The sequence below is a fragment of the Enterobacter sp. MGH 33 genome, from assembly GCF_000534535.1.
Taxonomy (GTDB): Bacteria; Pseudomonadota; Gammaproteobacteria; order Enterobacterales; family Enterobacteriaceae; genus Enterobacter; species Enterobacter hormaechei_C.
On the sequence record NZ_KI973212.1, the window covers coordinates 2,420,218 to 2,446,741 of the forward strand.

Sequence of the window (26,524 nt, forward strand, 5' to 3'; positions counted from 1 at the left end):
TGCTTCAGCGTCCACGTTTATAAGTCAGCCATCCCTCACAGGATGGCTGTATATTGTTTAATTTAATGAAATACGAACCACACTATCCGGGCCTTTCGTCGTGTTGTCGTCATTGAAGTCCTGCTTCACGGTTACGTATAACGTTTTACCGTCCGGTGTTACCAGAAGACTGTTGGGATGGCTGGTGAACGTCCAGCTGTTTTTCACAGCATAGCTCCCGGCGTCAAGCTGCAACACCTTCCTGGATTCGCGCTGAGTGATGAAAATTTCGTTGCGCTCAGCGTTAAACTTAATTCCCAGCGCATCGCCTTTAAGACGCTTGATAACTTTCCCGCTGCGCTCATCAAATACCAGTGTGGTTTTGGCTTTTGAATCATCAGTCACGAACAGGCGCCCGGTGGCCGGATCTTCTGCCATATTCAGGAACAAATACGCTTTTTTATCTCCCGGCGTCCAGCGCTGTTCGATTTTATACGTCTCCGGGTTAATCACCAGAATTTCACCGCCGCCATTGGCGGCATAAAGGCGGTCTGTCAGCGGCGAATAAATAATACCCGTCACCCATTTCCCGGCATTTTCGATTCGGGCTTTTAGCGTCATGGTGTTGGCATCAACCACGGAGATAAACCCAGGGTCGGCAACGCCGCCGATAAACAGTTGTCCCTTGTGGAAGAGGATTTCACGCGCACCAACCGGGTCGCCATCCTTGTCTTTGCCTTCAAACATCAGGCGCTGTAGCACCTTGCCGCTTTGCACGTCCACTTTCGATACCCCGCCATCAAGGGTGTTGGTGGTGTAGTAGACCTTGCCATTATCGTCCGCTGCCATGCCGAAGTTTTTCAGGTCGGTGTGGGTTTCACCTTGCGTGGCAAGCGTTGTGGGATCCAGTTTATAGAGCACCCCGCCGTTGACGTTTTTGAAACTCTGTGCGCTCGCAACGTACAACGCGTTTGCCGTTGGGGAGTAAACCATCTCATACAGACCGTCAGCGAGTTCGCGCTGCTTGAGCTCAGCCGAACCCGGGAGGGCTGCTGACGCCGTTGCGCTCAGGGTTAACGCCGCGGTAAGAATGCTTAAGCCCCATGTCTTTCCTTTTAGCCAATGGAATGTGTTCATTTTTTGTTCCTGTCATGCGCGAGCCGCGCTGATTTTGATAAATATACATTTATTTACATTTAACTTACAAAATTACCTGTGCATAATAAAGCAAATAATTATCATTTCCATTCTTATTTGGATGAATGATTTGCACATAACGACAACAACAGACAGGTAACATGATGATTTTTAAAGGCAGGGCTAATCGCGCGAAAGCGTCCGCAGGATTAATTCCTGCTTCCTTCTCACTTTCACTGCTTGCGCTGGCAATGTCCGCCGTCATGCACCCGGCACAGGCGGATGAAAATACGCAAGAACAAGAGATGGTTGTCTACGGTGACGGGAACGGGAGCGCCGACTCGCAGCAGGATTATGCGGTAAAAACCACGCGTTCAGGCACCAAAATGCTGCTGACCCCGCGCGATATCCCCCAGTCAGTCAGCGTCGTGACGCGCCAGCGTATGCAGGATCAAGACCTGCAAACCATTGACCAGGTACTTACCAATGCCACCGGCGTTTCGTCGCAGCAGGTTGATAGCGAGCGTTCCAGCTACTTTTCCCGCGGCTTTGAAATCACCAATTTCGCCTACGATGAGATCCCCACATCAATGGGCGACGCGTGGAACTTTGGCGATGCGCAGGAAGATACTGCCATTTATGATCGTATAGAGATTGTGCGTGGCGCAAACGGCCTGATGACCGGCGCTGGCGATCCGGGAGCAACGGTGAACATGGTGCGTAAACGTGCCGACAGTAAAACCTTCAGGGGCAACGTCAGCGCAAGTTACGGAAGCTGGAACAAACAGCGTTATGTGGGCGACATCTCCGTGCCCCTCAATTCCGACGGCAGCCTGCGTGGGCGCGTCGTGGCAGGTTATCAGGATCAGGACAGCTGGCTTGACAGATATGGCAAGCGCAAGAAATTTCTCTATGGCGTCATTGAAGGCGATGTAACGGAACACACGACGGCCTCGCTGGGCTGGGACTATCAGCAAACAAACACAGCCAACCCGACCTGGGGCGGATTACCCAGCCTGTACAGTAACGGCAGCCGTACCCATTACGATCGCAACGTCAATACCTCGGCAGACTGGACGGGATACTCCGTTGAGTCGCGTAAAGTTTTTGCTAACCTCACCCACAACTGGGATAACGGCTGGTCGGTGCGTTTCAATGGAACCCACGGCGAGCAAACGTTCAATGATACCCTGCTTTATGTGATGGGCAATCCGGACGCCACCACCGGAGAAGGCGCATCAGGCTGGGGTAGTAAGGATCGCGGCAAGCGCACTCTGGACGCCTTTGATGCCTACGCCAGCGGGCCTTTTGAACTTCTCGGGCGTCAACATCAGCTGATGGCCGGAGCCAACTATAGCCGACAGCACAATGCTACCTTCAGCAAAGACGGGCCAATGGACAGTGCTCAGATTGGCATCTTCAACAACAGCTGGGACGGCAGCGTGGCCGAGCCGGAGTGGGGCGACTGGTATCAAAATGCGGATGATATCGTGCGGCAAAAATCGGTGTATACGGCGGCACGCCTGTCGCTGGCGGATCCGTTGTCGCTAATCGTTGGCGCACGTTATACCCAGTACAGCTCAGATGGCAGCAGCGGCGATATGCGTAAATACAACACCACCCCTTACGGCGGGCTGGTGTATGACATCAACGACAGCCTTTCCGCTTACGCCAGCTATACCTCAATTTTTGCCCCGCAAACCAAACGCACGAAAGAGGGTGCATGGCTCTCTCCCGTCACCGGTAAAAATTATGAAACCGGCCTGAAGGCAGACTGGATGGACGGTCGACTGACCACCAACGTTGCCGTATTCCGCATAGAACAGGAGAACGCGGGGGAGGAAATCAGCGGGGTATTCGTTAATGGATCCAGCGAACAAGCTTATCGCGCAACCAAAGGCGCAGTGAGCAAAGGGGCGGAATTTGAGGTGAACGGTGCCGTTACCGACAATCTACAGCTTACCTTCAGCGCGACCCGCTATGTTGCCCGTGATTCAGATGGCCGCTTCAACAGCTTTGCGCCGCAGACGCAGCTTAAGCTGTTCAGCCGTTACCGCGTCCCGACGCTTCCGGATCTGACCGTAGGCGGCGGCGTGAACTGGCAGAATCAGGTGTACAAAGATGTCACCGGTCCGGACGGCGAGACGCAGCGCCTCTATCAGGGCAGCTATCCGCTCGTCGACTTGTTCGCGCAGTATCAGCTGACGAAACAGCTGGCGGTGCAGGCAAACGTTCGTAACCTGTTCGACCGCGAATACTACTCCTACCTCGATGACTCTGCCGTCTATGGCGAACCGCGTAGCGTCTCGGTAAGCATGAGTTACACATTCTGATCTAATCAGCTTATCGCTATCCTGGCCATCACCTGTTCCGAAATGCGCTTCGGCCCCACCAGCGGCAACGGCACGGCGATGGCCGCCATGCCATTGCCATCCTGGTAACGAATAATGTGCCGGTTTGAACGGGGGACGAGCCTGGTGCCGGAAACATTGGATCAGTAAAAGAAGACGTATGTTGGATATGCAGTAAAACAGCCAGACGCAAAAGCGTAAATATTCAATGAACAGGACGCCCTCAGACTCGAGGGTAATCCTGAGCAATACACAACTCCTCAAGTTATTTAATCACTATGTATCTATCTATAAAGCGAGTTGGGCTACAACTGTGCAAAAGACCTTGATGACAATGAGTTCAAGATTCTTCTACGCAAAGCCACGAGGAGTTTACGCAGCATGTTTCATGAATAATTGCCCACATTTGGATGACAACATCTGACTAAGTCGACCATGCACCACCCAGACCGATTTCCTTTAATTCAACCTTGCATCAACGGCGCGCTTGAGGAGGTTGTCATTGCGGTGATTTTTCTGGAAAATTCGATATATAAAAGAATATATAGCGAGAGGGTGTTTATGGCCAGGAAACGAATGCAGGTTGTGCTGGTGGCGGTTGCGCTGATGCAAATGCCATCCATGGCGCTGGCAAAGGATATCAGGGTGACTTATGCCGGTTCCATGGGCAAAGTAATGGACCAGGGGTTAGGTCCGGCCTTTTCCAGAGCAAATAACGACGGCTATCAGGGGCAGGGCCAGGGTGCATACGGGATGGCACGCCTGCTTGCAAACCACAAAATTGAGGCCGATGTGTTTGTCTCCATCACCCCGGGGCCGATGCAAATTCTCAAAGACGCCGGGCTGATAGATGAGGCGGTCCCTGTCGCCAGTACCAGCATGGTGGTCGCTTACAGTCCTGAGGGTAAATATGCAGCGCAGTTTGAACAGGCCAACAGAAAGAAAGACGGCTCGTGGCTGACTCTGCTGACGCAGAAAGATGTCTTATTTGGCCGCACCGATCCTTATGTCGACCCAAAAGGCCAGAATATTGTGTTTAGCCTGATGCTGGCGGAAAAGTATTACAACATGCCGGGCATCACCGATAAAATTTTAGGCTCGCTGCAAAACCCACAGCAGACTCATCAGGAAGGAGGGCTGCTGGCGCGTCTGGAAAGCGGTCAGGTGGATGCAGCAGCGGGATACGAGAGTGAAGTTCGCTCAGCGCATTTGCCGTATGTCGCGCTGCCGGATGAAATAAACCTCAGCAACCCGGCGATGACGAAACAGTGGTATGACACCGTCAGTTTTACCATTAAAGACAGCAAAGGCCAGGATCAAATTCTGCACACTCAACCAATGGTGTTCTATGCGGCGGTGCTGAAAAACGCGCCGAATGGTGTAGAACAGGGACAAAAGTTCGTATCGTTCATGCAAAGCGCCGAGGGGCAGAAATTGTTCAAAGCGTTTGGCTACGCCGAACCTAAAGGAGACAGCTTATACGCCCGCTAAGAAAACCGGGCTGGGTGGCGGGGTGGTTATCTCTGCCCGCTATCCTGCTGTTAAGTATCCCCTTTATCACGCTGATTAGCGTCACGCCCTGGCATCATCTGAAGCTGGCCTGGCGCGACGACAGCGCCATTGCCGTCTCAATGGGACTGGGTGTGCTGGCGCTCGGAATTATCATTCTTATCGGCATGCCGGTGGCATGGTGGCTGTCACAAGCCACGGGTCGAAAACGATTGATCGGTGAACTGCTGGTGATGATCCCTCTGCTGACGCCACCGCTGGCAATGGGGATTTTGCTGGTTTCGGCTTTCGGGCCTTATGGCGTGATTGGCCGCTGGCTTTCACTGTTGGGAGCTACGCTGGTAAATAATCCGGCGGCGTTTGTGCTGGCTCAGGTTTACGGCGCTTTGCCTTATTTTATCGTGGTGTCGCGTTCGGCGTTTGCCACTGTTCCCAAAAATATTCTTGAAGCGGGACAAACGTTGGGAGCTTCTCCCTGGAACCGCTTTCGTTTTCTTACATTACCCCTGGCATTGCCTGGGCTGGCTTCTGCCGTAACACTCGCCTGGGTTCGCGCGGTAGGCGAGTTCGGGATCGTGATGATCTTTGCTTATTTCCCGCAGGGTATACCGGTAAAGCTGTATACCAATCTGCAAAATGACGGGGTGGACACAGTATATACTTTGCTATGGATGCTGCTGGTAGTGACGCTTCCCCTGCCAATGGTCTGCTTTGCTCTTGGCAAACGAATGGCCAGGAAATGAACACCCCTTAGATCGTCCGTTCCTCGTTCATAGCGGATGAGCTTGCTCACGTTTCCATTTCAGCGGGCTATCTCGAATAACCCCAAACCGGATTCTTCATAAAAGGCCACACACAGAAACCCCCAGTCAGTCAGACTGAAAGTACAGGGCAGGAAGAAAATGTGGCGCGCGCTGGATATGTCTTACAATCGGATCGGTGGGATTATGCTGTGGGAACCATGGAGGCGTAAATCGGTACGTCGCGATAGCGGAAGAAATTACGTAAAGTTAACGTTGTATGCTCTTTGTCTCCCGAAGCCAGAACCGGGCTTTGCGCCCGGTTACTCTTGTATTAACCACATGTCCGACTCTTCGAACATCTCCTCAAGCATGCGGTTGAGCTTTTCACGGTCGCTTTTGCTGGCGTCGCTGTTCAGGCCGTTCGCTTGCATTGGCTTAACCGTCACGCTGGCATCAGGAAAAATCCGGTGCACGCGTTTTGTCAGTTCGGCCAGAATGATTTCCCTGGCTCCCTCCAGCCCCTGTACGTTTCGCTTGTCATAAACCAGTTCCACAAACATGATTGTTTACCTTATGGATATTACGCATGTGATTCAGCCTGAACGTAAAATACTACTGTATATGGGTACAGTCAAACGGCGTTCAGACTAAAGCATTGTCCAGAGCAATGCAGACAGCGTTGCCAGCCCGCCCAGAACAACCAAAAACACCGTCACGCCGCGAAGCTCTGCCAGCGAGGGGCGGGTGTATATGAGGTACGCCGGGATAAGGAACAGGATCACCGCGATCAGTGGTCCGCAGAACATTTCAATCAGGCTGAGCACATCCGGATTGGCATAAACAATGCCATAGGTCAGCAGGAACAGCGCCAGAGAGGCCAGCCGCTTGCTGGCGCTGGCCTTTTTGCCGGATACGCTGGCAGCCAACTGGCCAAACGTTTGTGCGACCGACAGACCTACGCCGAGGAAGGATTTCGTCATACCGATGATAGCAATGAGCGGGGCAATGTGGTAAATCAGGCTGAAATCACCGTTTCCCTTCATCACCGACAGCACATTCAGGTTTTCCGCCTTCGCTCGCACAAAGTTGTCATGGGGGATCCCCAGCACGCAACTCAGCACGAAAAATAGGATACTGGCGAAGATAGCTAAGTAGGCGATGCGGATCACGAACAGTGCCTTTTTCTCACCCTCCGCTTTCCTCTCCCGGTAGTAAGAGCTCAGCGGGGAGACCATAGGCGCACAGCAAAACGAGAAGGTAATAAGCGGCAGCGTCAGCCAGATATTTTTCAGCGTTACCGGCAGCGGCGTGGCGTTCATTTCAGCGGCCGTATCGGTCAGGTTAGACAGATACCATCCCGGGATAAGTGATACGGCGATCAGCAGTACAGATGCCGCGAACGGCAGCGCCAGTGCGCTCATAATGGCCACGACTCTGTCCCGGCCCTTGCTAAGCACCACATACAGCGCAGCAACCACGATAAACGACAATGGCCCACGGCTGAGGGCGGTAATATGCAGATGCTCCACCAGTAAATTACTCAGCGCATTAATCAGCGCCACCCCGTAAACCAGGGTTACCGGGAAGAAGGTCACACAATAGAACAGGGTGATCAGCTTTTCACCCCTTCCGCTGAAGAAGGAGCCGAAGATCGGCAACGTGCCGTTTTCAGTCTTCTCTTCACGCATATATACACGACAAAGGAGTAAATGGGGGATCAGGGATAACGGCAGCCCCAGCAGGAGCATAACCAGAAAAATAACCGGACCACGGGTGCCGATTTCCACGGGAAGGAACAGTGTTCCCGCTCCGACGGCTGTACCATAAAGGCCCAGCGTCCAGATATTATCCTGCCAGTGCCAGTTAGAGCGTGTTGTAATATTAGCTGAGAGAGTTGTGGCTTTATTCATCATATTTTACCGCGTTGTTAGAGGGGCGACGACTTATTTAGTTTTTATCTGTCTGTAGTCGTCGCTGCGCCATTACGTCACGGTTGGGAGGGGTTTGATGTTGCATACCGAAAACCTTATGTGTATGCCTGCAATAACTATCGTTATTCTTTGACGATGCTTTAACAGGCGGTTAATTAAGAAAGGGATTTGTTAAATTAACGAACAAATAACGACTGACTTTCCCTGCCTGCACGTCTGTTAATTAAAGAATAAACACCCTGTTTTATTAAGGAAGGTGCGAATAAGCGGGGAAATTCTTCTCGGCTGACTCAGTCATTTCATTTCTTCATGTTTGAGCCGATTTTTTCTCCCGTAAATGCCTTGAATCAGCCTATTTAGACCGTTTCTTCGCCATTTAAGGCGTTATCCCCAGTTTTTAGTGAGATCTCTCCCACTGACGTATCATTTGGTCCGCCCGAAACAGGTTGGCCAGCGTGAATAACATCGCCAGTTGGTTATCGTTTTTCAGCAACCCCTTGTATCTGGCTTTCACGAAGCCGAACTGTCGCTTGATGATGCGAAATGGGTGCTCCACCTTGGCCCGGATGCTGGCTTTCATGTATTCGATGTTGATGGCCGTTTTGTTCTTGCGTGGATGCTGTTTCAAGGTTCTTACCTTGCCGGGGCGCTCGGCGATCAGCCAGTCCACATCCACCTCGGCCAGCTCCTCGCGCTGTGGCGCCCCTTGGTAGCCGGCATCGGCTGAGACAAATTGCTCCTCTCCATGCAGCAGATTACCCAGCTGATTGAGGTCATGCTCGTTGGCCGCGGTGGTGACTAGGCTGTGGGTCAGGCCACTCTTGGCATCGACACCAATGTGGGCCTTCATGCCAAAGTGCCACTGATTTCCTTTCTTGGTCTGATGCATCTCCGGATCGCGTTGCTGCTCTTTGTTCTTGGTCGAGCTGGGTGCCTCAATGATGGTGGCATCGACCAAGGTGCCTTGAGTCATCATGACGCCTGCTTCGGCCAGCCAGCGATTGATGGTCTTGAACAATTGGCGGGCCAGTTGATGCTGCTCCAGCAGGTGGCGGAAATTCATGATGGTGGTGCGGTCCGGCAAGGCGCTATCCAGGGATAACCGGGCAAACAGACGCATGGAGGCGATTTCGTACAGGGCATCTTCCATGGCACCGTCGCTCAGGTTGTACCAATGCTGCATGCAGTGAATACGCAGCATGGTCTCCAGCGGATAGGGCCGTCGGCCATTGCCCGCCTTGGGATAAAACGGCTTGATGACAGCGGTCATATTCTGCCATGGCAGAATCTGCTCCATGCGGGAGAGGAAAATCTCTTTTCGGGTCTGACGGCGCTTAGTGCTGAATTCACTATCGGCGAAGGTGAGTTGATGGCTCATGATGTCCCTCTGGGATGCGCTCCGGATGAATATGATGATCTCATATCAGGAACTTGTTCGCACCTTCCTTAAGTACCATAAGGCGCCATCATATTGAAGGGGGGCTTATTTAATTATTTTATTGGGCGTGAAATTATCCCGTTATGCCTGAAATTAAAAAACAGAATGTAGACAATCGCGTAACCCGCTCGTAGCTTTCGAACCGTCTTGTAACATAACGCTCTCTTTATGGTGGCGAAGGGGCACAAGGTGTCTTATGCCTGCTATTAAACGTCCCATAAAAAAATCCTCTTCTATACTCAGTTACGTTTAGTGAAATATGCCGCCGCACCACACGTCGCGTTGCCTTAATAGCGACGGGCAGCAGGGGCATATATCCACGAAAACGCCTTAATGATGGTCAATTTTGCATTTTTCAGAGGGGGACTCCTGGTATGTTGCATTCTCAATCCTCGCGCATCGGCAGCATTTTGCTGCTGCTGAGCGCGATAATAGCCTTCGCGGTGGCGCTATACGCCTGGTGGACGCCGCTTACCGGCGTCACTGGCACCATTGGCGCACTGGGCGTGGTCATTGCCAGCGTGGTGCTGGCGATCCTGACCTTTATGCTACGCGCGGCATCGCGTCGCGGGGCGCGCGTTTTCCTGATTATTGTCACCCTGGTGGTGTTGGCGGGTATTGCTTTCGCCGCCGCGCTGCTGCACCAGTACATCATAACGGCAGCCATGGTGGTCGGCCTGGTGGGTCTGATTATGCTGAGCAGCCATTCCGCCCGTTACAACCATCCCGTCAGAAGCTGAGGAGCCGCCCGTGCACAACGATAAGCATTATCCCTTCATAAAAGTCAGCATGACGGCGCTGGCGCTGCTGGTCGCTCCGCTCGCGCTACAGGCGCAGGATAAGGCCGCTGAAGCCTCTCAGGGGACCCAGAAATCACTGAATGTTGATGCGGCCGATCAGCAGGCGCCCGGAACCACAAAAACCACCGATGATGCCTCAACCGGCAGCGGTGACGAAAAGAAAGTCGCCTCGGCCAGCCAGCCCGCGACGCCGCTGGTGCCCGGCACCGCCACCTGGGACAGCTTCCACGGCCAGCTTAACGCGCAGAAATACAGTCCGCTGACCCAAATTACGGCGGATAACGTCGGGAAATTAACCAAAGTCTGGGAGTTCCATACCGGCGACGTCTCGGACGGTAAAGGCGATACGCCAGCTACCGTCTGGTCCGCAACGCCCATTTTCGCCAACGATACGCTGTACATTGGCACGCCATTCGATCGCCTGATTGCGCTGGATCCGGGGACGGGTAAAGAGAAGTGGCACTATGACACCAAATCGTCGCGCAAGGCGCTGACCCAGCCGGTGCTGAAAAACCGCGGCGTTTCCTACTGGCAGGCCAAAAATCCGGTGAGCGGAGAGGCATGCCAGAAGATGGTTTATATGGGCACCGTTGACGGTAAGCTCTTTGCGCTGGATGCCGATTCAGGCAAACCGTGCAGCAGCTTTGCGGATAACGGCGTGCTGGATCTGAACCAGTGGAATACCGTTAACGCGAAGTATCCGCTCTCTGTCCTGCAACCGCCAACCGTTGTCGGCAACCATCTGCTGGTGGGCTGGGCCGGGAAAGACTGGGCCTATGCCGAAGCCCCTCCGGGCACCGTATTTTCAGTCAACGCTCAGACCGGTAAGCTTGAGTGGACCTTTGAGGCGATCCCGGCAGAGATCCGCAAGCGTACCGGTACCGCCAACGTCTGGACGCACATGTCCGCCGATGAGGCCAACGGTCTGGTCTATCTCCCGGTCTCATCGCCGTCTCCCAACTATTGGGGTGGCAACCGCGTAGACGCTATTCCGCTTGGCACCTCGACCACCGCCCTGGACATCAACACCGGTAAAGTGGTCTGGTCCCGTCAGTGGGTACACCACGACGTCTGGGATTACGATATCAACTCCGCCCCGACGCTGATGGACATCACCGTAGACGGCAAGCAGATCCCGGCGCTGGTGCAGGCCACCAAGCAGGGTTTCCTGTTTGTGGTTAACCGCCTGACGGGGGAGGACGTATGGCCAATCGAAGAACGTCCGGTTCCGCAGGGTGATGGGTCGGTTCAGGGCGAAGTTCTCTCGCCCACGCAGCCATTCCCGACCAAACCCGCGCCGCTGCTCGACCAGTCGAAAAAACCGGAAATCTGGAAGCTGGCGGATATCGTCGGTGGCGGCCAGTGCTCCCGCCTGTGGGATAACCTGACCTATGAGGGAATGTATACCCCGCCAACCACCAAAGGCGAAGGCACGCTCACCTATCCCGATAGCGCCGGCGGCGTCCAGTGGGGTGGGGTGGCGTTCGATCCGCAAAAACAGATCGCTATCGTCAACACCTCGCATATCGTCCAGTACGTGAAGCTGTACAGCCGTGAGGATTACGATAACGCAGACAAAGACTCCGGCAACGAAAGCGGCTTTGCCCCACAGGAAGGCGCCCCGTACGGTATGCGTCTGCTGGTGGCGAGCAACTGGCTTGGCATGCCGTGCTGGCAACCGCCGTTTGGTGAAATCGTGGCGCTGGACATGCACACGGGCGATGTGAAATGGCGTCGTCCGGTTGGCGCCTCCCAGCAGTATGGCTTCTTCATGCCGGAAAGCTGGGGTTCGCCTACCATTGGTGGTCCGGCAGTGACGGCGGGCGGCGTGATCTTCATCGGTGCCTCAATGGATGCCAAAGTGCGTGCCTACTCGGTAGAGAGCGGTGAAGAGCTGTGGTCCGATCAGGCCGAAGCTCCGGCGGTAGCGAACCCGTCCGTCTATGAATATAAAGGTCGCCAGTATGTGGCCTTCGTGGCTGGCGGGAATACGATCCTGAAGGATCAGGTGGGCGATCAGGTGGTGGTCTACGCCTTGCCGGAATAATTCAGCAGGAAGGGGAAATAAGCGTGGGGCCTGCGGGCCCCACTTTATTTTGCAGTAGTTGTTTTACCGACGCGTTATTTATCGGCTGATGCGCCAGCACGCGCTGACATCTGCTCGGCGGACTTCAGATGCTGCTCAACGACCGGAGTGTGCTCGTTGGCCAGAGCCTTCACATCTGGATCGTCGATTTTACTGGCGTCGCTTTTAAGCTTCGACAGCACCTTCTCGTGGTCCTTCACGCCAGCATATTCCATATACATTTTGTCAAAAGCGTCACCGCGCTGGTTTTCCAGCCTTGAGTTCAGGGCTTTATGCGCGGCGTCTGGTTCGGTCGGCAGCTCCACGCCCTTTTTCTGGGCAACGGTCTTGACTTTGGTCAGCGCGGCGCCGTGATCGTCGACCATTTTCTGGGCGAATGTTTTCACTTCACTGGTTTGGGCCTTGTCGAGGGCGAGCCTGGCGGCGGCAACTTCGTTGATATTGGCCTGCGCCATGTCCTTCAATGCTTTCTCGTCGCCGGAGCTGAGTCTGGCGTCCGGTTGAGCCTGGCCCGCAGTTTGAGTTTGCGCGGCGCTGGTTGTCTGGGCTTGTACGCCAACGGTGCTGAACATTGCTGCAACTGCTGATACGGCTAGCAGCCTTTTCAGGGTTTTACTCGTGTGCATATTGTTCTCCTGATGGTCATGGTACAGGTAAGTTTCAATTGCTTCAGGCGCAACCGGCAGATAAATGGCGACTGCACAGGTCAGTATAGTAGATGAACCTGCTGTACCCGCTGTTCAGGTCAGTGATGGCTGGTCGTGATGCTCAATCCTTCTACAATATTGATACGGATCATTTACATATTTGCTGCTAATGTTAAATATATAGATTCATCAACAGGAGGAATGATATGAAAAAAGCACTATTAGGGAGTGTATTGGCTTTAACAGTAGCAAGCTTCGGCGCATCTGCGGCAGATATGATTTCCAAGGATGAAGCGCACCACTTCAAGCTTGAATACCTTGGTAATGTATCTGTAGGGGCTTCAGGTGGACAAATTTCTTCACCTTCAGATCTTCATCAAAAACTCTCAAAACTGGCAGACGAGAAGGGCGGGAAATACTACGTCATCATCGCTGCCCGCGAGCATGGCCCTAACTTCCAGGCCGTCGCAGAAGTCTTTAAATAATTTTCTCAAATAACACAAAAACCCGCTTCTGGCGGGTTTTTTGCTTACAGACAGCCAAAAAAATGCCCCTGATGCGGGGCGAGTGTGAGTCAAAGCTTTTCTTATATTTATCTATTTTGTGCTCTAAGGCTTTGGGACAATAACACCTTGTTTAAATAATGCAATCTAAATGCATATTTAAATGCGACGGCAGCATACGTTACACAGATAGTCTACTCTTTACATACAGTTATGGTGAAAGGCAGTTAATCGTTAGCTGTCGCCTGCTGGAGAAGGGAAACAGTAAACGGTTGCAAGAGGTAAACATGAACGTTGACGCACTGACGCAAAAGGCAGAAGAAGAAATTTCAGCGCTTATAACCAAAAAATTTCAGAGTTACGTAAAAAAACAGGGCAGGAAGTGTCTGAAATTGAGTTTATCGCTCGTGAAGCCATGACAGGCCTCGAGGGATATGAGGTAAAAATCAAACTTATTTAATTAAAAATATTACCTGTTTTCGGGTCACTGGATAAAGCAGAGTGGCAAACGTCAGCCAGGACTATCCTGCGCGTGGCAGGATTGAAGCCCAAAAAACCCGGTGACGCTGCGCTTACCGGGCCTACAATTAACGCAATCCACAGGCCGGGCAGGGCGTAGCCGCCACCCGGCTTACCAGGCTTACACTATCGCGTTCGGGCACGCTTCGCCCTTTTCGAGTTGACGCAAATTCCCCAGCGTGGTTTCCGAAATGCTGATCAGCGCTTCGGCGGTCAGGAACGCCTGGTGTCCTGTGAACAACACGTTGTGACAGGCAGACAGGCGACGGAACACGTCGTCCTGGATCACGTCATTAGATTTATCCTCAAAGAACAGATCGCGTTCGTTCTCATACACATCCATACCCAACGCGCCGATTTTTTGCGTTTTCAACGCTTCGATAGCCGCCTGAGAGTCGATCAGCCCGCCGCGGCTGGTATTGATGATCATCACGCCGTCTTTCATCTGGTCGAACGCCGACTGGTTAAGCAGATGATAGTTCTCCGGGGTCAGCGGACAGTGCAGGGAGATAACGTCAGACTGCGAGAAGAGCGTTTTCAGATCGACATACTCCACGCCCAGCTCCAGCGCAGCGGCGCTTGGGTACGGATCAAACGCCAGCAGGCGCATGCCAAATCCTTTCAGGATGCGAAGGGCGGCCACGCCAATTTTGCCGGTACCGATGACGCCTGCGGTTTTACCGTACATGGTAAAGCCGGTCAGCCCTTCCAGAGAGAAGTTAGCATCACGGGTTCGCTGATAGGCACGGTGAATACGACGGTTGAGCGACATCATCATCCCGACCGCATGTTCTGCCACGGCTTCCGGAGAATAGGCCGGGACGCGAACGACCTTCAGACCCAGCTCTTTGGCGGCATCGAGATCGACGTTGTTAAAGCCCGCACAGCGCAGGGCAATGTATTTCACGCCCTGTTTTTTCAACTCTTCCAGCACCGGTCGGCTACCGTCGTCGTTAACGAAGATACACACGCCTTCGCAGCCGTGGGCGGTTTTAGCCGTCTTTTCAGTTAGCAGAAAGTCGAAAAATTCAAGATCGAAACCGTACGTCTCGTTAACATGTTGCAGATACTTTTTGTCGTACTGCTTTGTGCTATATACCGCGAGTTTCATAAGACTTTCTCCAGTGATTTTGGAACCACGTTAGCATGTTTAAAATTATCTTACAATTTTTCAAAATTCATTGAAATCAATAAGTTCTATGAATTATTGTAGAGCATCTACTCTTAAAAATGGCATTACCTTCAACTGACTGGCTAAACATGCGACAATGAGCGGCAAGAACGGCTTATTTTTTTCGCAAAATCAGGATATTAACTGCCCATGAAGGGTAAATACAAAGCCGCAATCGCGCTATTACTGCTGCTATTTCTTGTGCCGCTGACGCTGCTGATGACGCTCGCCCAGTGGGTACCCACGCTCGCCGGGATCTGGCTCCCCGTTGGAACGCGCATCGCGTTTGAAAAAAGCCCACGGCTCACGCGTCACGCCCTGATCATCCCCGATCTCCGCTATCTGGTAGAAGAGTGTGAAATTGCCCGCGTGGAAAACGTGACTCTGTCACACCCCAGCCGCTGGGATCTGGATATTGGCGCACTTGAACTTAACTCTGTCTGCCTGAGCAAATTACCGCAATCGGCGCCATCTACGGTGGCGCCGAAAACGCTGGCGCAGTGGCAGGCCATCCTGCCCAACACCTGGCTGACCATCCATCGCTTTACCCTTTCTCCCTGGCAGCAGTGGGAAGGTGAGCTGCATGCCTCACTGACGCCAGCCCGCCAGGACATCACCTATAAAGGCGAGCAGGTGAGCATTAAGGGGCAGTTACGCGGCCAGACCCTTTCCATCAGCCAGTTCGATGTGCAACTGCCGGATCAGCCGCAGCCCGTGAAGCTGGTCGGTGAATTTACCCTGCCGCTGGTGCCGGACGGCGTGCCGGTGAAAGGGCATACGGTCGCGACCTTTAACGTGCCACAGTTATCCTCGCTGGTCGATGCCGAACTGGACTGGGAGGACAATCAGGGCCAGCTGGTGGTCATGGCGCGGGACAACCCCGATCCGCTGCTCGATTTACCGTGGCAGATCACCGCTCAGCAGTTGACCATCAGCGACGGACGCTGGAACTGGTTAGCCTCCGGCGTGCCAATGAGCGGACGCGTCGGGCTGAAAGTGGATAACTGGCAGCAGGGGCTGGAGAAAGCCACCTTCACGGGGCGGCTCAACGTGCTGACCCAGGGGGATGCGGGTAAGGGCAACGCGGTGCTGAATATCGGTCCCGGCTCGCTCAGTATGGATAACAGCGCTATGCCGCTGCACCTGAGCGGGGAAGCCAAGCAAAACGATCTGATCCTGTATGCCAGGCTCCCGGCGATGCTGACCGGCAGCCTTTACGATCCGCAGCTTACGTTTGAACCCGGCGCTTTATTGCGCTCGCGCGGGCGCATCATCGACTCGCTGGATATCGATGAGATCCGCTGGCCGCTGGCGGGCGTGAAGCTCACGCAGAAGGGCGTGGACGGCCGCCTGCAAGCCATTCTGCGGGCGCATGAAAACGAGATGGGCGATTTTGAGCTGCATCTGGACGGCCAGGCTAACGACTTTTTACCGGACAACGGTTTGTGGCAGTGGCGCTACTGGGGTAAAGGGAATTTCACGCCAATGAACGCGCGCTGGGATGTCCGGGGAACCGGGGAGTGGCGCGACAACGTTATCGAACTGACCGATCTTTCCACGGGGTTCGACAAATTGCAGTACGGTACGATGCTGGTCAGCAAGCCACGCCTGGTGCTGGATCACCCGGTGCGCTGGTCGCGGGACCCGGATAACCCCACCTTTAGCGGCGCGCTCGCGCTTAACGCCGGGCAAACAAGCTTTTCAGGCGGAAGCGTGCTGCCGCCGTCCGTTTTGACCTTCAGTGTTGACGGGACAGACCCGACGGTGTTCCAGTTTAAAGGGAACCTGCATGCGGACGACATCGGCCCGGTCCAGGTGAATGGACGCTGGGACGGCGAACGCCTTCGCGGTCAGGCCTGGTGGCCAAAACAGTCTCTTACGGTGTTTCAGCCGCTGATCCCGCCAGACTGGAAAATGACCCTGCGCGGCGGCGAAATGTACGCGCAGGTGGCTTTCTCCGCGGCCCCCGATCAGGGGTTTGAGGCCGGGGGGCACGGGGTGCTGAAAGCGGGCAGCGCGTGGATGCCGGATAACGAGATCAACGGCGTGGATTTTGTTCTTCCGTTCCGCTTAAGCCAGGGTACCTGGTCGCTGGGCACGCGCGGGCCGGTAACGTTACGAATCGACGAGGTGAAAAACCTGGTCACAGCCCGAAATATCACCGCGGATCTCCAGGGCGATTATCCCTGGACCGAAGCGAACCCGCTCCTGCTCACCAACGTGAAGGTGGAAGCGCTCGGCGGGAAAATCACCATGCAGCAGTTGAGAATGCCGCAGCACGATCCGGCTTTACTGCGCGTGGATAATATTTCCTCCAGCGAACTGATAAGCGCGGTGAATCCGAAGCAGTTTGCCATGTCCGGCCCGGTGAGCGGCGCGCTGCCGTTCTGGCTGGACAATGAAAAATGGATCATTAAAGATGGCTGGCTGACCAACCCGGGGCCGATGACGCTGCGCATCGACCAGGACACGGCGGATGCCATTGTGAAAGACAACATGGTTGCCGGGGCGGCGATCAACTGGCTCCGCTATATGGAAATTTCGCAGTCGTGGACAAAACTCAATGTGGATAATCTGGGTGTGTTAACCATGCAGGCGGCCATTAAAGGCACCAGCCGCGTCGAAGGTAAAAGCAGTTTCGTAAACCTGAATTACACCCATGAAGAGAACATTTTTACCCTCTGGCGCAGCCTGCGCTTTGGGGACAATCTGCAAACATGGTTTGAGCAACATGCGGCGATACCCCTTCTCCGCGGTTCGACAGGCAAGGAAAGTGAGGAACAACAATGAAAAAGAGGGCTGGTGTACTCACCGTGGCCGTCGTCGCGCTGCTGTCAGGCTGCACGCCGCGCATTGAAGTGGCGGCGCCCAAAGAGCCGATCACCATCAACATGAACGTGAAAATCGAGCATGAAATCCATATCAAGGTGGATAAAGACGTTGAAGCCCTGCTGAAATCCCGCAGCGATCTGTTCTGAGGATGTCATGAAACGATTAGCTCTGATGTTACTGGCGCTGGGGATGAACGTTCACGCCGCCACGCTTACGCTCAACGATGCGCGTGCCCAGGGGCGCGTAGGGGAAACCCTGAGCGGCTATCTTGCGCCCGTTCAGCACGACGCTGAAACCCTGGCGCTGGTGAACCGTATCAACGCCGCACGCACGGAAAGTTACCAGCAGCTGGCTGACAGTAATAATTTACCCGTCGACGAGGTGGCGAAAATGGCGGGACAAAAGCTGGTGGCCCGCGCGCAGCCGGGTGAGTACGTGAAGGGAATTAACGGCAAGTGGCTGAAAAAATAGCTAGCGATAACGCCTGCGGTATTCGCCCGGCGAAACCCCGAAACGCTGCTTAAAGGCGGTGGAAAAATGGCTATGGTCGGTGAAACCCCAGCTGTAGCCAATCCCCGCCAGCTTTTCGTCATCGCTGATGGAACGCAGCGCCTGAGCGCATAAATCGAGGCGACGGTTCTTAATATACTGCGCTACCACCAGCCCTTTCCCGGCAAACATGCGGTACAAGCTACGCACGGACATGCCGCTCTCTGAAGCTATCCACTCCGGTCTTAACGCCTCCGACTGAATATGATCATCAATCAGGGACAGAACGTGGCGGAACTGACGCTCCTTGCGCGGCAGCACCTCGTCACGCTGCTGGAAGGCCGGACGCAGCAGACACACCATCGCCTCAAGCGCCGCTTCGCTTTCACTGGCGCTGAGATCGGCATTGCCCATGCTCTCCTGTAGCAGTCGGTAGCTCAGCTGTACGGTAGGCAGATTGCGGGAGAGGGGCAGCGCGCACCTCACTTCCTGAAAACGCGCGTGTTGCTCAATGATTTGTCGCGGGAGCAGGAGCGAAATCTGGCGGGAACGCTCCTGCCAGTAAATGGAGCACGGGCGGGAGGCGTCAATCAGCGTGATATCCCCGGCTTTCAGCATCGCGCGCTGGTCGTCCTGTTCGATTCCGGCGCTGCCTTCCAGCTGAAACACGGTGTAGAACCAGGCGTCGTTGCCGTTTTTGATCTCCTGACGGGTGCGAAACAGGTTAACGCCTGCGGCGGTCACCGTGCTCAGCTTCAGACTTTGGGTGTAGCTGGTTTCCAGCTCGCCGAGAAACGCCCCCTCTAACGGACGTGCCGCAAAGCGCCCACAAACCTGGTTAATTTGCGCCAGCCACTGCTGAAAATTGTCCTGTTCGCTTGCACACGCCATTGATGTTCTCGCTGCACCGTCACTGTTTTCGCATTGTTGCATTTATGTTGCATTTTGTCAGGGCTACGAGGCTGACTATAGGAAAGAACACTCAACGGTTACAGCGATATAAGCGGGAATTATCACGATTTGCGGACCCTGTCACAGCTGGCAAAGCGAATGTCACACAGACAAAAGCAGGAATGCGAATCCCCTCTTAGACTGCATACACACCCTGCGAAGCATAACGAAGGAGTATTCTATGTCCGAATCACATGTCGCCATCCTGCCGGGCGTGCAGCAGTTTTTAGATCGCCAGCACGGCCTGTGGATCGAAGGGCGTCAGGCGGCATCCGATAGCGAAAAGCGTCTGAACGTCTACAACCCGGCGACCGGAGAGGTTATTGCCTCTACCGCCGATGCCAGCGTCGATGATGTCGATCGTGCGGTGATGTCTGGCTGGCGCGCCTTTGTCGCCCGAAGCTGGGCCGGACGGCTGCCGGCAGAGCGGGAACGTATCCTGCTGCGGTTTGCGGATCTGGTGGAACAGCATGGCGAAGAGCTGGCACAGCTCGAAACCCTGGAGCAGGGGAAATCGATTAACATTTCCCGCGCCTTCGAGGTGGGCTGCACCCTGAACTGGATGCGCTACACGGCAGGGCTGACCACCAAAATTGCCGGTAAAACTCTCGATCTCTCGATTCCACTGCCGCAGGGCGCGCGTTATCAGGCGTGGACGCGTAAAGAGCCGGTGGGAGTCGTGGCGGGGATTGTGCCGTGGAACTTCCCGCTGATGATTGGCATGTGGAAAGTGATGCCCGCGCTGGCGGCAGGTTGCTCCATCGTGATCAAACCGTCGGAAACCACGCCGCTCACCCTGTTACGGGTGGCGGAACTGGCGAGCGAGGCGGGGATCCCGGAGGGTGTGTTCAACGTGGTGACCGGCAGTGGCGCCGTCTGTGGCGCGGCGCTGACCTCGCACCCGCGCATTGCCAAAGTGAGCTTTACCGGTTCGACGGCGACGGGCAAGCAGATTGCCCGCGCGGCGGCGGACACGCTAACGGGCGTGACGCTGGAGCTGGGCGGCAAAAACCCGGCCATCGTGCTGAAAGATGCCGATCCGGCGTGGGTGATTGAAGGACTGATGACCGGCAGCTTCCTGAACCAGGGGCAGGTCTGCGCGGCCAGCTCGCGCATTTATATTGAGGCTCCGCTGTTCGACACGCTGGTCAGCGGGTTTGAACAGGCCGTGAAATCCCTCAGCGTCGGGCCGGGCATGTCGCCGGAGGCGTTTATCAACCCGCTGGTGTCGCGCGCCCACTGCGATAAGGTCCAGGCGTTCCTGGATGAGGCGAAGGCGCACAATGCGGAGCTGATCGCCGGGAACCGGGGCCCAGACGGCAAAGGCTATTACGTTTCGCCAACGCTGGTGGTCAACCCGGATAATCATCTGCGACTGACGCGTGAAGAGGTCTTCGGGCCGGTGGTGAACCTGGTTCGTGTGGCCGACGGGGAAGAGGCGCTTCAGCTGGCGAACGACACTGAATATGGCTTAACGGCCAGCGTCTGGACGCAGAACATCAGTAAAGCGCTGGCGTATACCGACAGGTTACAGGCCGGAACAGTGTGGGTGAACAGCCACACGCTGATAGACGCCAACCTGCCGTTCGGCGGCATGAAGCAGTCCGGCACCGGGCGCGATTTCGGCCCCGACTGGCTGGACGGCTGGTGTGAAACCAAGTCGGTGTGTGTGCGGTATTAAAAAAACGCCGGGTGGCGGCTACGCCTTACCCGGCCTACGGGAGCAAGGAAAAGGTTGGTTTTGTAGGCCGGGTAAGCGCAGCGCCACCCGGCGTAACTTACAGCGACCACCGATCCCGCCCGGCCTCCTTCGCCCTGTACAGCGCCGCATCGGCGCGGGCAATGATTTCCGGGCCGGCCAGCCCTGCGGTATAGCCTGCAATGCCCATACTCGCCGTCACACATTCACTCACCTTCGACGCGCTGTGCGGAATGGCTGCGTTGCGCAGGCCAGCCTGGATCCGCGCGGCGACTTTCTCAGCAACGCTTTCTTCGCAGTCAAAGAGGATCACCACAAACTCCTCGCCACCGTAGCGCGAAACCACATCCTCTGGCGTGCGCACCGAGGTGTTCAGCACCTCTGCCACCCGCGCGAGGCACGCATCTCCGGCCTGGTGACCGTAGGTATCGTTATACAGTTTGAAGTAATCGACATCCAGCATCAGCACCGCGAAGCGTTTGCCTTGCTCTACGGCATTTTCCAGCACCAGCTCCATCGCCCGGCGGTTGGCCGTTTTCGTCAGCGGATCCTGATGGGCCAGCGCATCCAGCCGTGAAATTAAACGCTGATTCTGCTGGTTGCGACGCCACGCCTCTTCAAACCAGCTCAACAGGATATAGCGCCCGCACACGAGAATGAACGTGAACACCACCCACAGCCCGGCAAAGCGATAATTAATTTCCTGATTCAGCAGCATGCTGGCAACGGGCAGGCTTACCCATAGCGGAACGGTGAAGCAGAGCAGTGCAACCGGGTGAAAATAGAGCGCGGTCATACCGGCCATCAGCAGGGTAACGAATATAGGCCAGGGATGAGGAAGCTGTAACACGTTGATAAACCAGTAACAACTTATCGACCACAGCAGGCTGCACATAAACAAAACGGCGCTGACGCCGCGGATGTGGCGCCAGGCCATGATCACCAGCGCTACGGAAAGGATCACCACGCCCAGCATGGAGGCGTCAATCATCTGCCGCAGAGGGGGGCTGATGTGCAGGAGGGCATCGATATGGCCGAACAGCGAATTGCGCAGCAGGACCATAAGGGCAAAGCTGGCATTCACAAAGGCGAGCCACGGCAGGTTCACGGCCAGCCCGTGAACAACCATTGATTTACGGGTAGGCCATGTCGCGGGTTCGGGTGTGGCTGGATGTCTTTTTTCCATTGAAGAGAATTTTCCTTGAGCGGGCGGAACGTCCGCCCGCGAGTGCTGCCTTTACGGGGTCACAATGTTAAACCAGAATTCAAATTTATCCATGTAACCGAGCATGGCATCAAGTTTTGCGGCATCGCCGGTCACTTTGATATCGCCGTTATCCTGCGCCTGTTTAAGCGTCACTTCTTTCAGGATGATTTTATTCAGCGTATCGCGGTTGAGGGTCACGGTCGCGTCAGCGTCTTTCGCTTCGGCGTTCGCCGTGTGGTTCAGCACGCCATTTTCCAGCTCCAGCTTGTATTTACCGCCGTCACTGCCGAGGTCGATGTTAAACACCGATTTTGCATCCGCCGCTTTTTCACCGTTAATGTGCACCGCCAGATAGTCAAAGAACATTTCTGGCGTCATCGCGCGCACGGTATCCGGGCTGGCGGTGTTCGGGGTCGGTCCTTTCACCACGCCGTTACGCAGCTCCTGGGCGCCGGTCAGGTAGAAGTTACGCCACGGGCCTGATTCAGCCTGATAACCCAGCTGCTCCAGCGCATCCGCTTCCAGGTTTCGCGCGGCCTGATTATTTGGATCGGCAAAGACCACCTTGCTGACCACCTGAGCCACCCAGCGGTAGTTCCCCTGGTCAAAGTCAGTTTTCGCTTTGCTCAGGATGGCATCCGCGCCGCCCATATAGTCCACAAATTTCTTCGCGGCTTCTTCAGGCGGCAGTTCGTCCAGGGTCGCCGGGTTGCCGTCAAACCAGCCTAAATAGAGCACGTAGGTTGCTTTAACGTCATGGCTGACAGAACCGTAATAGCCACGGTTTGCCCAGGTATTGGCCAGGGAGTTTGGCAGTTTGAAGTTGGCGGCAATCTCGTCACGGGTCAGCCCTTCGTTCGCCATGCGCAGGGTCTGGTCGTTGATGTAGCGATACAGGTCGCGCTGGCTTTTCAGCAGGTTAACCACGTTGTCATTGCCCCATGTCGGCCAGTGGTGCTGCGCCATAATGATTTCGGCTTTATCACCCCAGCGTACAATCGCCTGGTTGATGTATTTCGACCATGGCAACGGCTCACGAATTTTCGCGCCGCGCAGGGAGTAGGTGTTGTGCAGGGTATGGGTGACATCTTCCGCAGACTCGATCAGCTTTTTCTCTTCGATATACCAGAGCATCTCGGAAGGCGCTTCCGATCCCGGCGCGAGCATAAAATCATAGGTCAGGCCGTCGATCACCTCTTTCTGACCATCTTTCTCGATGATATTGGTCGGGGCGATCAGGGTCACCGTCCCGGCGGAGGTGGTGGTACCGAGACCCGCGCCGACCTGGCCCTTCGCATCCGGCTTCAGCAGGTTGCCGTACATATAGCTGGCGCGGCGGCTCATGACGTTACCCGCCATGATATTCTCCGCGACGGCGGCCTCCATAAATCCGGCGGGCGCGTAGATTTTCACCTTACCGGACTTCACATCTGCTTCGTCCACCACGCCGCGCACGCCGCCATAGTGGTCAACGTGGCTGTGGGTGTAAATAACGGCGACCACAGGCTTATTACCGCGATTTTTATAGTAAAGATCCATCCCGACTTTGGCCGTTTCCGCCGACACCAGCGGGTCGACCACGGTAATGCCTTCTTTACCTTCAATAATGGTCATGTTTGACAGGTCGAGGTTACGTATCTGGTAGACGCCTTCGGTCACTTCAAACAGACCGCTGATGTTAATCAGCTGGGACTGACGCCATAAGCTCGGGTTAACCGAGTCGGGCGCCTTATCGCCTTCTTTGATAAAAGCGTACTGCTGCGGATCCCAGACGGTGTTGCCTTGCTCACCTTTGATAATGTCCTGAGGCAGCGGGGCAATAAACCCTTTGTGGGCGTTGGTAAAATCGGTGTTATCGGAGAAAGGAAGCTGGTTGAAGAGTGCGTTGTTGGCCTGTTGCGTTGCTGCGGTGGCATCCTTAGGTGCTTCTGCGGCCCAGGCGGAACTGGCAGAAATAAAACATCCCGCCAGCGCGAGACTCCTGACGATCTCATTGATTCTCATCCTAAAACCTCTCAGTAAACTGTGACGTTGTTTGTGGGGACTTCGAATCCTGGTGAAAGTGTGTCAAGAAATGCAAAAGGATTAAGCGAGGTAACAATAACTATAATCGGGGAGAGTAATTCAGCAAGTAAGCGGATGAAAAACCGGGCATTACGCCCGGTCGGTAGGTTATTTCTGCTCTTTTTTCTTGCCGAGCGTTGGCGTCTCGTCAAAGAAATTCCACGGCTTGAGTAACGTGTGCACCCATTCCGTCGGCATTATCGGCCACTCCTCGGCGCGGGCGACATGGGTGGTGCCGGTGGTCATCCAGATGACGTTATCCTGGTCGTTCAGCGATTCGTTATCTTTGCTGTACTGGCCGAGGCCGGTATCGTGCGTGGAACGGTTCGGGTATTTTCCCTCCGGGTACATCTCGTCGGGATGGTAACGCGTCACCCACAGCTGTTTATCCATAAAGCTCAGGCGGTGATAAATCCACTCGTCCGGGGCAAACTTCGCGCCGGACGCTACCGGGTGTGTGCCGCCCGCGTAAGGGATGATCTGATACGAGACCGGGTTGCCTATGCGGTTCTCTTTGCTGGTATTGCTCAGCAGGCGGATGGTGCCCGGGTCAAACTTCTGCGCCGCCTGCTGTTCGGTATCAATATCATACTGATTAACCTGCATGGTGCTGGTGCGCGGTCCGCCAGCGGTGTTCGGTTTGACGTCCGGATCCATGGCCACCAGCTTATTGTTGATGCCGTCCACGTCCATATCCAGACGGAAGTTGTAGATGTGCTGGTGGGTGGTACCGACAATATTATGGTCGATCAGCGTTCCGTATCGGGTGTCATCCTTCGCGGTGGCATCATGCATGGTTTTCGTCTGCACGCCTTTCACCGCTTCAATGCCCGTAGCCCCTGCATCAATGCCGATAGTGCCGTTTTCGTGGAATACCCAGTCGAAGATGTAATCGTAGTTACCCACGGTGCTGACCCAGCGCACCACCAGCTCGCGGCGTTCGGTGCTGACGTTGGGTTTACCTAATTCCTGATGCTTATATTCCGGCCCGGCGTAACGCTCGAAAATGGCGATCGCCCTGGGGATCTCCATTGGCGCGCCGGTGTAATCCGGGATGGTTTCGTTGAGCATCACGGCGTTAGACGGAACATCCTTGCCGCGCACCAGCGGGGAGGTCAGGGTACCCATGCCGTAATCGCCGGAGTCCAGATAGGCTTTAAAGTACCAGCCGATATCCGGGTCGCCGTACGGCACAATCATGCCGCCGAGCGATCCCTGATACATCACCTGTCGCTTTTTGCCGTTGTCGTTATAGGTCACGGTGGAGATTATCGGGCCGACGCGTGAGTCCAGGCTCAGATGAAAATCCCAGTTCTGCCAGTGCACCCTATCCCCGGTGATGGTGTAGTTCTTGCCTTCCGGCTCGATAATTTCCAGCGGTTTTTTCACCGTTTCAACGCGGTCGCGGCCATCATAAGGGCGCGGCGTGAGCGGAACCGGCACGACCGGGCCTTCCTCAATCTTCTGGATTTTCTTCTGCTCGAGATCCACCACCGCAACCAGGTTTTCGATCGGGTGCGCCCAGTAGTTACCGTCGCCCACGTCGAGATAGCTGATCACTTTCAGCAGGCGGTCTTCCTGTTTCAGCCCATCCTTGCCGTCAAAAAAGCCGACGGTAAGCGGAGTGGTGATCACTTTCTTCGGGTCGGTAATGCCGCGCTTTTTCAGCACGGCGGCAAACTCCGGGCTTTCATTGATGATCTGCTGCACGGTATTGAAGTCATCCAGCAGCACCATGCCGTGCGCGTCTTTGATCGGCTCCCAGCGGAGGATCTTTTTGTGCTTCAGATCCACCCGGCTTTCGATGATGTGTTTACCATCAAGCATGATGATATTGGCCTGGCGGGGCGCATCCACCGCCGTGCCGTTAAGCACAAAGTCCCAGACTTTGGCCTTTTCTGGCTCCGCCAGCGCAATCTGGGTAAAGCGGGTATTGGGTTTAAAATCCGCAGAGGCTTTCACAATGGCTACGGCCTGGTTGATTTCATCAGCCGTCAGCGCGTTTAACGGGTGGGGGCTTTTTTCAACCTGGAATGTCTGATCAAGACCGGACTGAAAGACATCGTTGATAAAGGTCTCCGGGATAAACGCCTTATTGTTCTTCATCACCACGGGCACCTGGAGCGTCAGCGGTTTGCCGTTAACGATGGCGGTATTTGCGCCGGGTTTGACCTTCACAAAGGCACCGTCTTTGACGATGGTGAACATCTGGGCGTAATCATCCCACTGCACGTCCGCGCCAAACGCCTGAAGCGTTTTGTCCATCGGGACCATATGCGCCTCGCTGCCGTGAGCGTAAACAGGGGATTGCCAGGCGTAACAGAGCGCAACGGCCATGGCCAGTGCCGTTCTACGGGCAGAAAAAGAAGAATTGCTTCCCATCGCAGACCTCATCTTGTTGTGTTTATTGTGTTGTGTCAGCCTTATCCTGACAGGCGCGCACGAAAAGCGTTTGCCTGCATCTGCCA

20 protein-coding genes and 1 pseudogene are annotated in these 26,524 nt (G+C 55.0%); 11 read left to right on the forward strand and 10 right to left on the reverse strand.

What is annotated here, in order from left to right:
• Positions 1–57: 57 nt before the first annotated feature.
• On the reverse strand, positions 58–1,116 hold the full coding sequence (locus tag L379_RS12500) for a YncE family protein (protein ID WP_017694072.1): 1,059 nt from the start codon (positions 1,114–1,116) through the stop codon (positions 58–60).
• A gap of 164 nt (positions 1,117–1,280) precedes the next feature.
• On the opposite strand from L379_RS12500, the gene fhuE reads away from it, so the two are divergent.
• From fhuE to L379_RS12485, 3 genes are all read left to right on the forward strand, one after another.
• Entirely contained in the window at positions 1,281–3,449 is a 2,169-nt protein-coding gene (fhuE, locus tag L379_RS12495; protein WP_032653441.1) for a ferric-rhodotorulic acid/ferric-coprogen receptor FhuE, read from the forward strand.
• A 594-nt stretch (positions 3,450–4,043) separates the two neighbouring features.
• Entirely contained in the window at positions 4,044–4,958 is a 915-nt protein-coding gene (locus tag L379_RS12490; RefSeq protein WP_032653444.1) for an extracellular solute-binding protein, read from the forward strand.
• Positions 4,959–4,972: 14 nt separating this feature from the next.
• Positions 4,973–5,719, forward strand: a complete 747-nt coding sequence (locus L379_RS12485; RefSeq protein WP_017384530.1) for a molybdate ABC transporter permease subunit — start codon at positions 4,973–4,975, stop codon at positions 5,717–5,719.
• 320 nt (positions 5,720–6,039) lie between these two features.
• On the opposite strand, the gene L379_RS12480 is transcribed toward L379_RS12485, so the two are convergent.
• The 3 genes from L379_RS12480 to L379_RS12470 all read right to left on the reverse strand — a co-directional run bounded on the left by L379_RS12480 (position 6,040) and on the right by L379_RS12470 (position 9,028).
• Positions 6,040–6,279 (reverse strand): DinI family protein, encoded by a 240-nt coding sequence (locus tag L379_RS12480; RefSeq protein ID WP_003857390.1) that lies wholly within the window; start codon positions 6,277–6,279, stop codon positions 6,040–6,042.
• A gap of 87 nt (positions 6,280–6,366) precedes the next feature.
• A complete protein-coding gene (locus L379_RS12475; RefSeq protein WP_080473510.1) occupies positions 6,367–7,629 on the reverse strand; it encodes an amino acid permease in 1,263 nt (420 codons plus the stop codon).
• Between the two features lie 418 nt (positions 7,630–8,047).
• Positions 8,048–9,028: an IS5-like element IS5 family transposase gene (locus L379_RS12470; RefSeq protein ID WP_001575870.1), complete on the reverse strand. Its 981-nt coding sequence runs from the start codon at positions 9,026–9,028 to the stop codon at positions 8,048–8,050.
• Positions 9,029–9,462: 434 nt separating this feature from the next.
• Here L379_RS12470 and L379_RS12465 point away from each other — a divergent pair, with 434 nt between their 5' ends.
• Together L379_RS12465 and L379_RS12460 are read left to right on the forward strand one after the other, a co-directional pair.
• Complete coding sequence (locus L379_RS12465; RefSeq protein ID WP_032653447.1) at positions 9,463–9,828, forward strand: hypothetical protein; 366 nt, start codon at positions 9,463–9,465, stop codon at positions 9,826–9,828.
• A gap of 10 nt (positions 9,829–9,838) precedes the next feature.
• Entirely contained in the window at positions 9,839–11,935 is a 2,097-nt protein-coding gene (locus tag L379_RS12460; protein ID WP_032653450.1) for a pyrroloquinoline quinone-dependent dehydrogenase, read from the forward strand.
• A gap of 74 nt (positions 11,936–12,009) precedes the next feature.
• On the opposite strand, the gene L379_RS12455 is transcribed toward L379_RS12460, so the two are convergent.
• Complete coding sequence (locus tag L379_RS12455) at positions 12,010–12,600, reverse strand: DUF4142 domain-containing protein (RefSeq protein WP_017384526.1); 591 nt, start codon at positions 12,598–12,600, stop codon at positions 12,010–12,012.
• 227 nt (positions 12,601–12,827) lie between these two features.
• Between L379_RS12455 and L379_RS12450 the strand changes: the two genes are divergently transcribed.
• Both L379_RS12450 and L379_RS24990 read left to right on the forward strand, forming a co-directional pair.
• A complete protein-coding gene (locus L379_RS12450; protein ID WP_003857380.1) occupies positions 12,828–13,106 on the forward strand; it encodes a YdgH/BhsA/McbA family protein in 279 nt (92 codons plus the stop codon).
• Positions 13,107–13,411: 305 nt separating this feature from the next.
• A pseudogene (locus L379_RS24990) lies at positions 13,412–13,584 on the forward strand (GnsA/GnsB family addiction module toxin).
• 180 nt (positions 13,585–13,764) lie between these two features.
• On the opposite strand, the gene L379_RS12445 reads toward L379_RS24990, so the two are convergent.
• A complete protein-coding gene (locus L379_RS12445; protein ID WP_017384525.1) occupies positions 13,765–14,754 on the reverse strand; it encodes a 2-hydroxyacid dehydrogenase in 990 nt (329 codons plus the stop codon).
• Positions 14,755–14,964: 210 nt separating this feature from the next.
• Between L379_RS12445 and L379_RS12440 the strand changes: the two genes are divergently transcribed.
• The 3 genes from L379_RS12440 to L379_RS12430 are packed head-to-tail and all read left to right on the forward strand — an operon-like array spanning position 14,965 to position 18,117.
• Positions 14,965–17,604 carry a YdbH family protein gene (locus L379_RS12440; protein ID WP_032653453.1) on the forward strand — a complete coding sequence of 880 codons (2,640 nt, stop codon included), beginning with the start codon at positions 14,965–14,967 and terminating at the stop codon, positions 17,602–17,604.
• Entirely contained in the window at positions 17,601–17,792 is a 192-nt protein-coding gene (locus tag L379_RS12435) for a YnbE family lipoprotein (RefSeq protein WP_003857369.1), read from the forward strand. Before L379_RS12440 ends, L379_RS12435 begins: the two co-directional genes overlap by 4 nt.
• 7 nt (positions 17,793–17,799) lie before the next feature.
• Positions 17,800–18,117, forward strand: a complete 318-nt coding sequence (locus L379_RS12430) for a YdbL family probable chaperone protein (protein ID WP_006808832.1) — start codon at positions 17,800–17,802, stop codon at positions 18,115–18,117.
• Here L379_RS12430 and feaR read toward each other — a convergent pair whose 3' ends face one another.
• On the reverse strand, positions 18,118–19,026 hold the full coding sequence (gene feaR, locus L379_RS12425) for a transcriptional regulator FeaR (protein ID WP_032653456.1): 909 nt from the start codon (positions 19,024–19,026) through the stop codon (positions 18,118–18,120).
• Positions 19,027–19,267: 241 nt separating this feature from the next.
• On the opposite strand from feaR, the gene L379_RS12420 reads away from it, so the two are divergent.
• Positions 19,268–20,767, forward strand: coding sequence for an aldehyde dehydrogenase family protein (locus tag L379_RS12420; protein WP_017384522.1), 1,500 nt, complete (start codon positions 19,268–19,270; stop codon positions 20,765–20,767).
• Positions 20,768–20,864: 97 nt separating this feature from the next.
• On the opposite strand, the gene L379_RS12415 is transcribed toward L379_RS12420, so the two are convergent.
• The 3 genes from L379_RS12415 to tynA all read right to left on the reverse strand — a co-directional run bounded on the left by L379_RS12415 (position 20,865) and on the right by tynA (position 26,438).
• Positions 20,865–21,971: a GGDEF domain-containing protein gene (locus tag L379_RS12415; RefSeq protein ID WP_032653458.1), complete on the reverse strand. Its 1,107-nt coding sequence runs from the start codon at positions 21,969–21,971 to the stop codon at positions 20,865–20,867.
• Between the two features lie 51 nt (positions 21,972–22,022).
• Entirely contained in the window at positions 22,023–23,996 is a 1,974-nt protein-coding gene (locus L379_RS12410) for an alkyl/aryl-sulfatase (RefSeq protein WP_023296555.1), read from the reverse strand.
• Positions 23,997–24,164: 168 nt separating this feature from the next.
• Positions 24,165–26,438, reverse strand: coding sequence for a primary-amine oxidase (tynA, locus tag L379_RS12405; RefSeq protein ID WP_032653466.1), 2,274 nt, complete (start codon positions 26,436–26,438; stop codon positions 24,165–24,167).
• Positions 26,439–26,524: the final 86 nt, after the last annotated feature.